15 protein-coding genes and 2 pseudogenes are annotated in these 12,808 nt (G+C 68.6%); 10 read left to right on the top strand and 7 right to left on the bottom strand.

Annotation, left to right across the window (positions count from 1 at the left end; genetic code table 11):
• The first annotated feature begins 259 nt into the window (after nt 1-259).
• The 5 genes from ABT130_RS03815 to ABT130_RS03795 are packed head-to-tail and all read left to right on the top strand — an operon-like array spanning nt 260 to nt 5,184.
• Complete coding sequence (locus tag ABT130_RS03815; RefSeq protein WP_350952591.1) at nt 260-1,810, top strand: ABC transporter substrate-binding protein; 1,551 nt, start codon at nt 260-262, stop codon at nt 1,808-1,810.
• Nucleotides 1,807-2,787: an ABC transporter permease gene (locus tag ABT130_RS03810; RefSeq protein WP_350952589.1), complete on the top strand. Its 981-nt coding sequence runs from the start codon at nt 1,807-1,809 to the stop codon at nt 2,785-2,787. The genes ABT130_RS03815 and ABT130_RS03810 overlap by 4 nt, the downstream gene beginning before the upstream one ends.
• Nucleotides 2,788-3,600 carry an ABC transporter permease gene (locus ABT130_RS03805; RefSeq protein WP_350916456.1) on the top strand — a complete coding sequence of 271 codons (813 nt, stop codon included), beginning with the start codon at nt 2,788-2,790 and terminating at the stop codon, nt 3,598-3,600.
• On the top strand, nt 3,597-4,532 hold the full coding sequence (locus ABT130_RS03800) for an ABC transporter ATP-binding protein (RefSeq protein ID WP_350952587.1): 936 nt from the start codon (nt 3,597-3,599) through the stop codon (nt 4,530-4,532). The genes ABT130_RS03805 and ABT130_RS03800 overlap by 4 nt, the downstream gene beginning before the upstream one ends.
• The gene (locus ABT130_RS03795; protein WP_350952585.1) at nt 4,525-5,184 is read left to right on the top strand and encodes an ABC transporter ATP-binding protein; all 660 of its coding nucleotides are present in this window, start codon (nt 4,525-4,527) and stop codon (nt 5,182-5,184) included. Before ABT130_RS03800 ends, ABT130_RS03795 begins: the two co-directional genes overlap by 8 nt.
• Before the next feature lie 205 nt (nt 5,185-5,389).
• On the opposite strand, the gene ABT130_RS03790 is transcribed toward ABT130_RS03795, so the two are convergent.
• From ABT130_RS03790 to ABT130_RS03780, 3 genes are read right to left on the bottom strand one after another with little or no spacing between them, the layout of a single operon-like run.
• Complete coding sequence (locus ABT130_RS03790; protein WP_350952583.1) at nt 5,390-6,574, bottom strand: MFS transporter; 1,185 nt, start codon at nt 6,572-6,574, stop codon at nt 5,390-5,392.
• Nucleotides 6,574-6,900, bottom strand: a complete 327-nt coding sequence (locus ABT130_RS03785) for an isochorismatase family protein (protein ID WP_350952581.1) — start codon at nt 6,898-6,900, stop codon at nt 6,574-6,576. Before ABT130_RS03785 ends, ABT130_RS03790 begins: the two co-directional genes overlap by 1 nt.
• A gap of 45 nt (nt 6,901-6,945) precedes the next feature.
• Complete coding sequence (locus ABT130_RS03780; protein WP_350952629.1) at nt 6,946-7,335, bottom strand: GlcG/HbpS family heme-binding protein; 390 nt, start codon at nt 7,333-7,335, stop codon at nt 6,946-6,948.
• 127 nt (nt 7,336-7,462) lie between these two features.
• On the opposite strand from ABT130_RS03780, the gene ABT130_RS03775 reads away from it, so the two are divergent.
• Nucleotides 7,463-8,185, top strand: coding sequence for an IclR family transcriptional regulator (locus ABT130_RS03775; protein ID WP_350952579.1), 723 nt, complete (start codon nt 7,463-7,465; stop codon nt 8,183-8,185).
• Nucleotides 8,186-8,216: 31 nt separating this feature from the next.
• Here the strand turns inward: ABT130_RS03775 and ABT130_RS03770 are convergent, their stop codons facing one another.
• Complete coding sequence (locus ABT130_RS03770) at nt 8,217-8,663, bottom strand: MarR family winged helix-turn-helix transcriptional regulator (RefSeq protein ID WP_350952577.1); 447 nt, start codon at nt 8,661-8,663, stop codon at nt 8,217-8,219.
• Nucleotides 8,664-8,815: 152 nt separating this feature from the next.
• On the opposite strand from ABT130_RS03770, the pseudogene ABT130_RS03765 reads away from it, so the two are divergent.
• The 3 genes and pseudogenes from ABT130_RS03765 to ABT130_RS03755 form a co-directional block, all read left to right on the top strand.
• Nucleotides 8,816-9,376 (top strand): annotated as a pseudogene (locus ABT130_RS03765) (MFS transporter); the annotation flags it as partial.
• Between the two features lie 56 nt (nt 9,377-9,432).
• Nucleotides 9,433-10,005, top strand: a complete 573-nt coding sequence (locus tag ABT130_RS03760; protein WP_350952633.1) for an MFS transporter — start codon at nt 9,433-9,435, stop codon at nt 10,003-10,005.
• Between the two features lie 50 nt (nt 10,006-10,055).
• Nucleotides 10,056-10,229 (top strand): hypothetical protein, encoded by a 174-nt coding sequence (locus tag ABT130_RS03755; protein WP_350952575.1) that lies wholly within the window; start codon nt 10,056-10,058, stop codon nt 10,227-10,229.
• Here ABT130_RS03755 and ABT130_RS03750 read toward each other — a convergent pair.
• Together ABT130_RS03750 and sigJ are read right to left on the bottom strand one after the other, a co-directional pair.
• Nucleotides 10,212-10,328, bottom strand: a pseudogene (locus tag ABT130_RS03750) (IS5/IS1182 family transposase); the annotation flags it as partial. The gene ABT130_RS03755 and the pseudogene ABT130_RS03750 sit on opposite strands and share 18 nt — an antisense overlap.
• Before the next feature lie 28 nt (nt 10,329-10,356).
• A complete protein-coding gene (gene sigJ, locus ABT130_RS03745) occupies nt 10,357-11,277 on the bottom strand; it encodes an RNA polymerase sigma factor SigJ (RefSeq protein WP_350952574.1) in 921 nt (306 codons plus the stop codon).
• A 246-nt stretch (nt 11,278-11,523) separates the two neighbouring features.
• On the opposite strand from sigJ, the gene ABT130_RS03740 reads away from it, so the two are divergent.
• Complete coding sequence (locus ABT130_RS03740; protein ID WP_350952573.1) at nt 11,524-12,030, top strand: NAD(P)H-dependent oxidoreductase; 507 nt, start codon at nt 11,524-11,526, stop codon at nt 12,028-12,030.
• A gap of 96 nt (nt 12,031-12,126) precedes the next feature.
• Here ABT130_RS03740 and ABT130_RS03735 read toward each other — a convergent pair whose 3' ends face one another.
• Nucleotides 12,127-12,780 (bottom strand): TetR/AcrR family transcriptional regulator, encoded by a 654-nt coding sequence (locus ABT130_RS03735; RefSeq protein WP_350952571.1) that lies wholly within the window; start codon nt 12,778-12,780, stop codon nt 12,127-12,129.
• Between the last annotated feature and the right edge of the window lie 28 nt (nt 12,781-12,808).

Here is a 12,808-nt window from a genome sequence, read left to right as displayed (position 1 = left end):
TCCGCGCCCATCCTTTCTTGGAGACACTTGATGTCACGGTGGTCGGGTGCCCTTCCGTTCGTTGATCGTATAGGCGCCGTCCCTGTCGTCCCATCGCGGCCAGGGGGCGACGCTGAGGCTCTCGTCGGCGCGGATCACCGGGGCCGATCTCCGCCATCCTCGCCGCCACGGCGCGTCGTGGGGACAGATGCAACGTGATCTCCATGGGGGGTTCATCCCAAGTTATTGCAAGTAATATGCAACTGATAGAACTTCTCTTGTGACAAAACTTCTCCAGAAGTCCGCCACGCTGTGCGTCGTCCTCGCTCTGGCCGGTGTGGCCTGTTCCGCCCCGCAGGGGCCGGCCGACCCACCGGATGACACGTTCGTCATCGGGCTGAGCTCGGAATTCGACAATTTGAGCCCGGTGCTCGGGTTCTCTCCCGACGGAGGATCGTTGATCTTCGACGGGTTGATGAGCCGGGCACCCGACCTGACGATCAAGCCCGCGCTCGCCGCTGAGCCGCCCACCGTCTCCAAGGACGGGACGACCGTCACCTTCACTCTGAAGGAAGGGCTGAAGTTCCACGACGGCAAGCCGCTGACCAGCAAGGACGTGGAGTACACCTACGAGGCGCTGCTCGATCCCGCCAACAACTCCACGATCAGGAGCGACTATTCGGCGATCAAGGATGTGGCGGCTCCCGACGCGCGGACCGTGGTGTTCAGTCTTCGGTATCCCTATGCGCCGTTCGTGCAGCGCAGCACGCTCGGCATCGTGCCCATGGGCACGATGGAGAAGACCAAGCCGGTCGGCAGCGGCCCCTACCGGTTCGTCTCCTGGACGCCCGGAGACAAGATCGTGCTGGAGGCGAACAAGGAGTACTGGGGCGGCGCTCCGGCGATCTCCAGGTTGGTGCTCGCCTTCGCCCCCGACGACAATGTGCGCGCGACCCGGGTTCGGGCAGGCGAGTTCGACGCCACCGTGCTGCCGCCGAAGGCCGCCGTCGGCCTACGCGGCCGGCAGGACGTGACCGTGTACGACGTACCGAGCGCCGACTATCGCGCGATCATGTTCCCGATGACCCAGCCGGTGACCGGCGACCGGGCCGTACGCAAGGCGTTCAGCCTGGCCCTCGACCGGCAGGCGATGGTCGACACGATCCTGGCCGGCGCGGGTGTTCCCGCCTACGGGCCGGTCTCGCCCGATACCAGATGGCACAACCCCGAAGTGACCGGTGACACCGATCCCGAAGCCGCCGGCAAGCTGCTTGACGAGGCGGGCTGGATCATGGGGAAGGACGGTATCAGGGAGAAGGACGGCAGGAGTGCCGAGTTCACCCTGATGTATCCGGCGGGCGACTCGCTGCGCAAGGAACTCGCGCTGGCCGCCGCCTCCGACGCCAAGAGGATCGGTCTGCGGGTCGAGCCGATCGGCCTGGACTGGGACGCGATCGAAGCGCGACTGGACAGGGATGCGGCGGTCATGGGGTTCGGCAGCCCGTATGACCCCGACTACGTCAACTACGAGCTGTTTCACTCCGACTTCAAGGGCCAGGGCTTCTTCAACCCGGGCCGCTACGACAACCCCGAGGCCGACAGGCTGCTGGAGCAGGGCAGGGCCTCGGGCGAGCAGGCGGAGCGCGAGCGGATCTACGCCGACTTCCAGAAGGTCATCAGGGGCGACGAGGTCTATTCGTACCTGGTCTTCCTCAAGCACGTGTACGTGATCCGCGGCAGGTACGAAGGGATCGTGCCGGGCGTGGACGGCCACGAGCACGCCACCGGAGGACTGTTCGCCGGCATCCACACCTGGAAGCCGGCCGCGTGAGAGCGGTACTCAAGATGATCGCCTGGCGGCTGGTCTTCGCGGTGCCACTGCTGGTGGCCGTTACGATCGGCATGTTCGCGCTGGCCCAGGCCTCCCCCTTCGATCCGGTCAGGCAATACCTCGGCGAACGCGCGCTGGTCACCTCTCCTGAGGTGGTCGAGTCGATCAGGCAGAACTGGGGCCTGGACCGGCCGGTCCTCGAGCAGTACGCCACCTGGTTCGGCAACCTGGTCAGCGGTGAGCTGGGCGAGTCGCGCTCCTTGCATCGGCCGGTCGGCGAGATCATCGGCGAGCGGCTGGGCTGGACCCTGCTGGCCACCGGCTCGGCGCTGGTGCTGATGTTCGTCGGCAGCCTGGTGGTGGGTACCCTCGCCGCCTGGCGGCGCGGCTCCTGGGTGGACCGGGCGATCACCGGCGGCGCGTTCGCCAACGAGGCCGCCCCGGTGTTCTGGCTGGGGCTGCTGGCCATCTGGGTCTTCGCGGTCCAGTTGGGCTGGCTGCCGGCGGGGGGCCTGACCGACGCGGCGTCGACCACGATCAGCCCCGCTGATGTGGCCGCGCACATGGTCCTGCCGGTCGCGGTGCTGGCGATCTCCCAGTCGTCGTGGCTGGTGCTCTACGTGCGGGAGTCGGTCATCGGGGTGCTGCGGGAGGACTTCGTGATCGGCGCGCGCGCCCGCGGCCTGCGCGAGCGAACCGTGATCGTGCGGCACGCGCTGAGGTCGGCGCTGCTGCCCTTCCTCACCCTGCTCGGCGCCCGGATGCCGGAACTGGTCACCGGCGCGATCCTGGTCGAGACGATCTTCTCCTGGCCCGGCGTCGCCGCGGCCTCGGTACAGGCGGCGCTGGCCGTGGACTTCCCGCTGCTGGCGGCGCTCACGCTGCTGGGCACGGCGGCGGTGCTGGTCGGCAACCTGCTTGCCGACATCGCCTACACCGTGGCCGATCCGCGGGTGCGCACTTTGGGGGTGGGCTGAATGCCGGTGAGGTTCGCGGCCGGCACCCTGGTGCTGCTGGCGCTCGCCGTACTCCTGGTGCCGCCTGTCGTGCAACTCGACCAGAGCCTGGTGGACCTGCGCGCGGCCGGGCAGCCCCCCTCTTTCGCACACCCCCTCGGCACCGACGAGGTCGGGCGGGACGTGCTGATCCGGTCGATCTACGGCCTGCGCGTCTCCTTCCTGGTGGGCCTGGTGGCCGCGCTGGTCAGCATGGTGATCGGCGGACTCATGGGCCTGGCGGCCGGCAGTCTGGGAGGACTGCCCGACCGCCTTCTCATGCGGGTGGTGGACGGCTTCAACGCCCTGCCGCACCTGCTGTTCGGCATCTTCATCGTCGCGCTGTTCGCGCCGAGTGCCGCCGCCGTGGTGGTCTCCGTAGGTGTGACGCACTGGACCACGGCGGCGCGGATCGTACGCTCCGAGGTGCTCTCGCTGCGCTCGCGCCCGTTCGTGGAGGCGGCGATCTCCGGAGGCTCGACCAGGATGCGGGTGGTCCGCCGCCATCTACTGCCGCACCTTTTCCCCCACCTGATGCTGGCGACGGTGCTGATGATGCCCCACGCGATCTGGCACGAGACCGCGCTGAGCTTCCTCGGCCTGGGACTCCCGCCGCACCTGGCCTCACTCGGCAACATGATCAACGATGGGCAGCGCTCGTTGCTCACCGGGGACTGGTGGTCGAGCCTGATGCCCGGCCTGTTCATCCTGGTGCCCACGCTGGCGGTGTCGGTGCTGGCCCAGCACTGGCGTGACCGCCGCAACCCTCGCTGGAGATCGGAGCTGGAACTGTGACCGGCCGCGGACGGCTACGGGTTCAGGGGCTGAGCGTCAGCTTCCGCATCCCCGGCGCGCTGGTGCAGGCGGTCAGCGAGGCGACCTTCGAGGTACGGCCGGGTCGCTGCCTGGCCCTGGTGGGTGAGTCCGGGTGCGGCAAGTCGGTGCTCGCGCACGCGCTGCTCGGCCTGCTGCCGGACAACGCGACCGTCTCCGGCCAGGCATGGCTGGAGCACGGCGAGGAGCCGGTGGAACTCCTCGGCGCCTCGCAGGCCGTACTGGCCAGGCGGGTGCGCGGGCGGGCGATCGGGCTCATCCCGCAGAGCCCGGCCACCCACCTCACGCCGGTGCGCACGGCACGGGCGCAACTCCAGGAGGCCATGCGCGAGCTCGGCTCGCACGCCACGGCCGATGACCTGGCGGCGCGGTACGGCCTGCGCCCGCAGGAGCTGGACCGCTACCCGCACGAGCTGTCGGGCGGCATGGCCCAGCGCGTGGCGAACGCGATCGCGCTGGCAGGCGACCCGTGGCTGGTGCTGGCCGACGAGCCGACCAGCGGGCTGGACCGGCCGCTGGTGGACCGGGCGATGGCGACGCTGCGCGAGTTGTGCGACGAGGGACGTGCGGTACTCCTGATCACGCACGACCTGCGCGCCGCCGAGCGGGTCGCCGACGACCTCGCGGTGATGTACGCCAGCCGCCTGGTCGAGGTGGGGCCGGTGGCCGAGGTGCTCGGGCGCCCCCGCCATCCGTACACGGCGGGGCTGGTGGCGGCCCAGCCGGATCGGGCGTTCGTCCCCATCCCCGGCCTGCCGCCCGAGCTGACCCGGCTGCCCGAAGGGTGTGCGTTCCGGTCGCGCTGCGGCCACGAAACCGAGCGGTGCGCCGTGCCGCCACCGATGGACGGCGGCGTGGCCTGCCACCACGCCCTGGAGGACAGGCATGCTTGAAGCATCCGGAATCACCGTCAGGTACGGCAGGCACACCGCGCTGGACGAGACGTCCCTGACGATCATGCCCGGTAAGGTGACCGGCCTGGCCGGGCCGAGCGGCTGCGGGAAGTCGACGCTGGCCAGGGTCATGGCGCTGATGCTGCGTCCGGCGTCGGGCACGCTCACCGTGGAGGGCACGATCGTGACGCGCTGGCGGCAGCGCGCGGCCCGCGACCTGCGCACCCGAGTGGCCCTGATCTACCAGCAGCCCAGGCTCTCGGTGGACCCGCGCCTCAAACTCGCCGAAGTGATCGGCGAGCCGCTGACCGCGAACGGCCGGCCGGACGAGGGGCGCGTCACCGAACTGGCCAGGGAGACAGGTCTGACCGGCGACCTGCTCACCCGATGGCCGCACGAGGTCTCCGACGGGCAGTTGCAGCGGGCCTGCGTGGCCAGGGCACTGACCTTGGAACCCCGCTACCTGATCTGCGATGAGATGACCACCATGCTGGACGCCTCCACGCAGGCACACCTGGTCGGGGTGGTGAACGCCTACCGGGAGCGTACCGGGGCGGGAGTGCTGGCGATCAGTCACGACCCGATCCTGCTGGATCGCTGGGCCGACGAGATCGTTGGTCTCGCCGGACACGGAGATCCGTCTCCGTCATGAACGCGATCTTGTACGTGGATCGCACCGGCATCCCCTCACCGTGGGCGCGAAACGGGGAGGGTCGCCCTTTCTCCGGCCGGTGCGAGTGCGGGTTGACCGATCGTCGCGATGATGATGAGGTTCTGTGCCGGCGTCGGTGGTTCAGGTCTGCCGGTACCGTTCCGACGCCGTCAAGAACCAAATGCCCGAGTCGATCTTGCTGAGATCACCTCACTGCGCCGATTAGGAGATCAGCTTCGGTGCGGCGTGCCGGTCGGGTGACCTGGGTGCTGGCGGCGAGGGCGACGAGGGTGAGCGCGACGGCGGCCCAGGGTGTGGTGAGGATTCCAGGACCTTCGACGAGGATGCCGCCGATCCAGGATGCGAGGGCGATGCCGGCGTTGAAGGCGGCGATGTTGAGTCCGCTGGCAGCCTTTTCCGCACCGGCCCCCTGGGGGCCGGCGAGGCTGACGGAGTGGGTCTGCACGGCGGGTGAGATGAGGAACGCGAAGATTCCCCAGACGAACACGGCGATCGCGATGCCCACGGCAGAGGATGAGGTCAGGTACACCGCAACGAAGCTCACGGCGAGCCCGGCCAGCGCGATATGGATCACGCGCACGGTGCCTAGGCGATCCGAGAAGGCCCCTCCGGCGAGATTGCCGATGACGGTGGCTCCGCCGAAGAGGAACAGGATGCCGGTGACGCCCGCGGTCGTGTAGCCGGCGTGCTCGCTAAGCAGCGGCTCCAGGAAGGTGAACACGGCGAAGGTGGCGCCGAACCCGAGCCCGGTGACCACGTAGGTGAACGCGAGCGGCCTGTCCGCGAGCAGGGCGAGCTGATCACGGACGCGCACCGACTCGCCGGTCGAGGTCGACGGGATGAGGGCGGCGATCGCGATCGCGGCGATCGCGCCGAGCGCGGCGACGATCGCGAAGGTGGTGCGCCACCCCAGGGCGTTGCCGATGATCGTGCCCAGCGGAACGCCGAGAACCATGGCGACGGTCAGCCCGAGGAACATCAGCGAGATCGCGCGAGCCGCCTTGTCCTTGGGGACGATCGCGGCGGCGACCGGGGCGCCGAGGGCGAACACGGTGCCGTGTGCGGCACCGGCAAGCACTCGCCCGACGACGAGTCCGGCGAATCCTCCAGCGGCGGCGACGAGCAGGTTGCCCGCAGCGAACAGGATCATGAGGATGGTCAACATCCAGCGGGAGTCATACCGGCTGAGCAGGCTCGTCAGGAGCGGTGAGCCGACTGTGATCGCCAGGGCGTAGACGGTGACGAGCAGTCCTGCGGTGCCGAGGGGCACATGGGTGTCAGTGGCGATTGTCGGCAGCAGGCCGACGAGGACGAACTCGCTGATGCCGATAGCGAAGGCCGCGAGAGTCAGGGACAGTAGTCGGATCACTAGGGTGCCTCACTGGAGATGGGCGCGTTACTGGTGGGGGTGGGGGAGAGCGCGGAGATGATGGTCTCGGTGTCCACGGTCGGGGCGATGTCGGCGAACCCGTACTTCAGGTCGGCTGCGTGTGCTTCGGGGGTTGTGGACGCGGTGGCGTCGCTGATGACGATCGGGGTGTAGCCGAGGTCGGCGGCCGTACGTGCGGTCGTGCCGACGGCGTGGGCGTGCTCGGCGCTGACGGTACCGCCTGCGGCACCGTCAGCGGCCAGGTTGTCGTTCTGCAGGTCAATGGCCAGCACCGCGCTGTGGCGGGGATCGAGCAAGGACGTCATGGAACTCTCCAATCGACGGGGCGGTGGATGTGGGCTGGCCAAAGGTCAGAAGGCCGCGGCACCGATGCGGGCCAGTTCCTCGTCGGCGTCGAGCGTCGCACCGGCCACTCCGATGCCTCCGACCACGCGGTCGCCCTCACGAAGGGTGACGCTGCCTCCGAAGCTGATCAGCCCGCCGTTGGTGTGCTCGATCGAGTAGATCGGCCCGCCCGGCTTGGCCACCTCTGCGAAGTCGACACCGTTCATGCCGAACAAGGCGGCGGTGCGAGCTTTCTTCTGCGACACCTCCACGGGGCCGGCCACCGAGCCATCCATGCGGCGGAACGCCTGCAGTACCCCGGATTCGTTGACCACCGCGATGGCCACCGCGAAGCCCCGCAATGCCGCCTCCTCCGCGATCGTTTCCACAGCTTGTGTAGCGCGAGCCTCAAACATCATCATTCCTCCATGGTGAACTCTAATGATCTAAAGCGCGACATAATTCAGTCACACAGAACAGCGTGCCCACTGATGCCCTGTATGTCAAATAGATGGCGGTTTTCATATGCTAGAGTTCAGCATTATGGAACCGGGTGTGGAATCGGGGCGCGTTATCCAGTCCGTGCAGCGGGCGTTCGAGTTGGTCGAGCAACTGTCGTCGGCTCCGGGCGGGCTGCGTCTGAGCGAGCTGGCCGATGCGGCAGGTCTGAACCGCAGTACCGCCCACAACCTGCTCGCCTCGCTGGAGGCGCTGGGGTACGTCGAACAGCCTGGCCGGGGCGCACCGTACCGGCTCACCCGTAAGCTGGAGAGCCTTGTGCGCCCCAGGGTGGAGGCGGAGCAGGCCCTGCGGGCGCGCGTGCGACCTGTGCTGGAGGCCATTGCGCGGCAGACCGGTGAGACGACCTACCTCGCGTTTGCCGCCGGGACGGACTACCTGTGCGCAGACGCCGTATTGTCCACCGAACCGCTGCATCTGACGGTCACCGCCGGGGAGCGTGAGCCGCTCCTGGGCACCGCGATCGGCCACGCCCTCCTCGCCGACGATGCGGCCCTCGCGGCGCGCATCGAGTCGAACGATCCCGCCGCATGGACACGGCATGCCGAGTCGGTCCGCGACGCGCACGCGCGAGGATTCGCCATCGACCTCGATGCGTTCCACCCTGGCGTGTCCTGCGTGGCCGTGCCCCTCGGCCGGGGAGCCGCCCTTGGCGTGGCCGGCCCCAGCAGCCGCCTGTCGGAAGCCCGTCTCGTCGACATCGCACAGCACGTGCGGCGCCGGCTGGATGTGGACGCTGATCTCTAGCGTCGAGTCGGGCAGGTGTCGGCGGTGCCGGTCACACTGGGGCGTCGGCGTGAAGCGCGTCCACCAGGGGTGCCAGCTCCGGCAGCTCGCGCGCCTGCGCCAGGGACTCCTCCAGTACCTTGTCGTGGGTGGGTCTGGCCTCAGCGAGCAGCCGCTGCCCTGCCGGAGTGAGTTCGGTGTAGATGCCGCGCCGGTCATCGGCGCACAGAATGCGAGTGAGCAAGTCTCGGCCTTCGAGCCGGGTTACCAGACGGGTCGTCGCGCTGCTCGACAATGCCGCCGCACGCGAGAGCTGTCGCATCCGCATATGCCAACCGTCCTGGCGGCTCAAGGCATCCAGGACCGTGTACTCCACGACGGAGAGCCGATGCTCGCGTTGCAGTGACCGCTCCAGCTCGGTCTCGATCAAGCCGTGCAGGGCGGCCAGGGTCCGCCATCCACGGGCGCGCACCTCGACCGCATCGTCGGCGATGCCCATGCTCACAACCTCCTCGATCTCGCTGCTGACACGGTACCTCACTTGCGTAGGTAGAGCGCGTATGCAACTACTGTGTGCGCTGTCTATTGCATACGCTTCATAGTCGTTGTGTCTGGCACCGCATCGACACGTCTTGCCGGGAGGACACCACCATGCCCCTCGCACTGCTCGCACTCGCTCTGGGCGGGTTCGGCATCGGGTTGACCGAGTTCGTCATTATGGGCTTGCTGCCTGAGGTCGCCGAGGACTTCGGCGTCACCGAGGTCGTGGCCGGCTACCTTATCTCCGGATACGCCCTCGCCGTCGCAGTCGGCGCGATCGCGCTCACGGTCGCGATGACACGCGTTGACCGCAAGAGAGCGCTGGCCGGGCTGATGGTGCTGTTCATCATCGGCAACCTCCTGTCCGCACTCGCGCCCAGCTACGAGGTGATGATGGCCGGACGGATCGTGGCCGCCCTGTGCCACGGTGCCTTCTTCGGCATCGGCGCTGTCGTCGCCGCCAACCTCGTCCCCGCGAACCGCGAGGCCGCAGCGATCTCGCTCATGTTCGCCGGCCTGACCACGGCGAACGTCCTCGGCGTACCCCTGGGCACCTTCCTTGGGCAGGCCGCGGGCTGGCGTTCGACATTCTGGGCCATCACAATTATCGGCATCCTGGCGCTGATCGGTATTGCCGTCCTCATCCCCGCCGGCGCAGCCCAGGAAGAGCGCTCCGGCAGCGCCCTGGGCGAGTTCCGCATCTTCCGCTCCGGTCAAGTCTGGCCTCGATGCTCATCACCGTGCTCGGCTACGGCGGCATGTTCGGCGCCTTCAGCTACATCGCCTTCACCCTCACCGGCGTCTCCGGATTCGACTCACAGATCGTGCCCTGGCTGCTCGTGCTCTTCGGCATCGGTCTGTTCATCGGCAACATCGCCGGAGGCCGGGCCGCTGACGAGAGCCTCGGCGGCACACTGGTGACCCTCCTGGTCGGGCTCGTCGTCATCCTCGCGGTGTTCTCCCTGGTCGCCGGCAACCAGGTCGCCACGATCATCGCGCTGCTGCTGATGGGCGGATTCGGGTTCGCCACCGTGCCCGGCCTGCAGATGCGCATCATGAACCACGCCGGCGATGCCCCCACGCTGGCCTCGGGAGCGAACATCGCCGCTTTCAACGTAGGCAACGCCTTCGGCGCATGGATCGGCGGCCTCACTATCGCCGCCGGCCTCGGCTACACCTCCCCACCGTGGGCCGGAGCGTTCGTAACCCTCGCCGGTCTCGCCCTGCTCCTGGTCGCTGGCTACGCACCCGACGGCGAACTCCGACGCTCTACTCGCGACCCGCAGATCGCGGTCCGCTGACGCCAACACCTCTACGACAACCCACACGCACTCGGACAAGAAGCCACATCATGACCACCTCGACAATCCCGGCCCTCACTCTCAACGACGGAGCGACGATCCCGCAACTCGGGTTCGGCGTCTTTCAGGTCGCCGACGAGCAGACCGCTGACGCGGTAAACATCGCTCTGGAGGCCGGCTACCGAAGCATCGACACCGCTAGATGGTCACCGGAGTCGGCGTGATGTGGGTCGGGTGTCCCGGCGGTAGCGGGGTCCTGCTCGGCGGATGAGTGCGCGGACGGTGACGAACGCGGCGGCCAGGCCGCCGCGTTCGAAGCAGCGGGCGGACCCGATGGTGCGGAGGGGCGTGTCAGCCCGTCGTCCAAGGCCGGAGCTTGTCGGGGTTGAGTACTGCCCAGATGTGCTTGATCCGGTCGCCTGCGACGTCGAACGCCAGCACCGACACGGTGACGCCGTCCAGCCGGGCCACCAGACCGGGCTGACCGTTGACCGTACACTCCAGGATCGTCGCCTTGGGTACCGCACTGCTTCGATCGGCGAAGAAGCGCGCGATCTGCTCGGCGCCTTCGATCGGGCGGAGTTCGGCGCTGACGAGTCCGCCACCGTCGCCGGTCGCCGTGGCGTCGGGGTCGAGGAGGCCGATGAGGGCCTCGATGTCCTTGGCCGCCCATGCCTGCTTGAAGGCTCTGACGATGCCGGCCTGCTGGGCCGCCGGAGCCGCGGGAGCCCGCGACGCGCGAATGCGACGGCGGGCCGAGGAGGCCAGCTGGCGGCAGGCCGCCGGGGTACGGCCGACGATCTCGGCCACTTCGGCGAAGGAGTAGCGGAAGACATCGTGCAGGATGAACGCGACCCGCTCGGCCGGGGTCATCGATTCGAGCACGACGAGGAAGGCCATGTTGACCGACTCATCCAGGGTGACCCGGTCGGCCGGGTCGGCCGTGGTGCCGCCGCACCGCCCGCTGATCCACTCCGTACGCTCGGGCAGCGGCTCCGGAATCCATTCGCCCACGTAGCTCTCGCGCCGGGCCCGTGCCGAGCCGAGCAGGTCGAGGCAGATGCGACCGGCGACCCTGGTCAGCCAGGCGCCGGGGGATTCGATGCCTTCCTGCTGCTGCCGGGACATGGCGTACCAGCGGGCGTAGGTCTCCTGGACGACATCCTCGGCATCGGCCAGGGAGCCGAGGAGCCGGTAGGCGAGATTGGTCAGCTGACGCCGCTCGCTCATGATCGCGCTCAGGCCCGGATCTGGCTCGGATGGGGTGGTCACGGTGTCCCCGACTTTCCTTGGTCGCATCTTCCCTCACCGGTTCGACGAGACAGCGCACCGAACTGTGAGGCCGGCGAATCGCCTCACATTCCGAAGGGTTGTGTCGTCGTACCGATGAACCGAACGCGAAGGAAGGAAACCGATCATGGAACCCGTGAACGTCGCGATCATTTACTACAGTGCCACAGGCACCGTGCACGCCTTGGCGCAGGCCGCCGCCGAGGGCGCGGAAAGGCGGGCGCACACGTGCGACTGCGCAAGGTCGCCGAACTGGCCCCACCGGAGGCGATCAGCGCCAGGCCGGACTGGGCCCAGCATCTCCAGGACACCGCCGACGTCGCCGAGGCCGGCCTCGACGACCTGGACTGGGCCGACGCGGTGCTGTTCGGTACCCCCACCCGCTTCGGCAACCCGGCCGGCCAGCTCAGGGCGTTCATCGACACCACCGGCGGCCTGTGGTACCAAGGCAGGCTCGCGGACAAGGTGTACTCGGCTTTCACCGCCTCCAACACCGCCCACGGCGGACAGGAATCCACCCTCCTGGCGCTGGGGAACACGTTCTACCACTGGGGCGGCATCATCGTGCCCCCCGGCTACACCGACCCGATCCAGTTCCAGTCGGGCAATCCCTACGGCACTTCCCACGTGGCCGGCGATGGCCCACCCAGCGAGGTGGCCTTGCAGGCGGCCCGTTACCAGGCCCGCCGCGTCGTCGACACCGCGGCCTCACTCAAGGCCGGCCGCGCCGCCTGATCCGGCACGGAACACAGCGGGGCCGGTACGGCACAGAGCGATTCTCAACGCCGGCTCCGGTGACCATCCACTGGCGGCCGCTCCAGGTTCGGATTCTCAGTTCAGGACGTCACGCAGGCTGAGCGGGGCGGGTGGCGGGAGGGGCTCGGCCTGTTCGGCGCGGAAGGCGCTGAGCAGGTAGGCGACGAGCCGCCGGGACGCGGCCAGGGCCGCTTCGGGGGGTTCGGTGATGACGCCGCCGTTGGCCATGAGTAGCAGGGCGAGGTCGTCCTGCGCGAAGTCGGCGCGTAGCCGCCCGATCGCCTTGGCGCGTCGCGTCAGCTCGGCGAAGCCCTGTATGGCGCGGTCGCGTACCTGCTCGATGTCGACCGCGTCGGGGAACGCCGCGACGAAGGCCGCGCTGAAGCCACGGTCGACGGCCTGCATGGTGCAAACCTTCTCGATGGCCGCGCAGAATCCGCGCCACGGGTCCGGATCGGCCAGCGCGTCGTCGACGACCGACACGCATGCCTCGAACTGATCGGCGAACACCTCGGTGACCAGGGACTCCTTGGTGGGGAAACGGCGGTAGAGCGTCGCGATCCCCACCTGGGCATGTCGGGCGATCGCGGCCATCGGCACGTCGAGTCCGCGGTCGGCGAACAGTTCGCGGGCGACCTCGACGATGCGGTCGCGGTTCTGCCGCGCGTCGGCGCGCAACCCCACGGCCGCGTCGGGGACGGCCGGCATATGAGATGCCTCAGCGCTCATGTTTCCCACTTTAGGCCAAACGGATGGG

Origin of the sequence: Streptosporangium sp. NPDC001681, from assembly GCF_040298085.1 — a bacterium.
Taxonomy (GTDB): Bacteria; Actinomycetota; Actinomycetes; order Streptosporangiales; family Streptosporangiaceae; genus Streptosporangium.
Note: the sequence above shows the minus strand (reverse complement) of the source record. Positions and strands in the feature narration are given on the sequence as shown.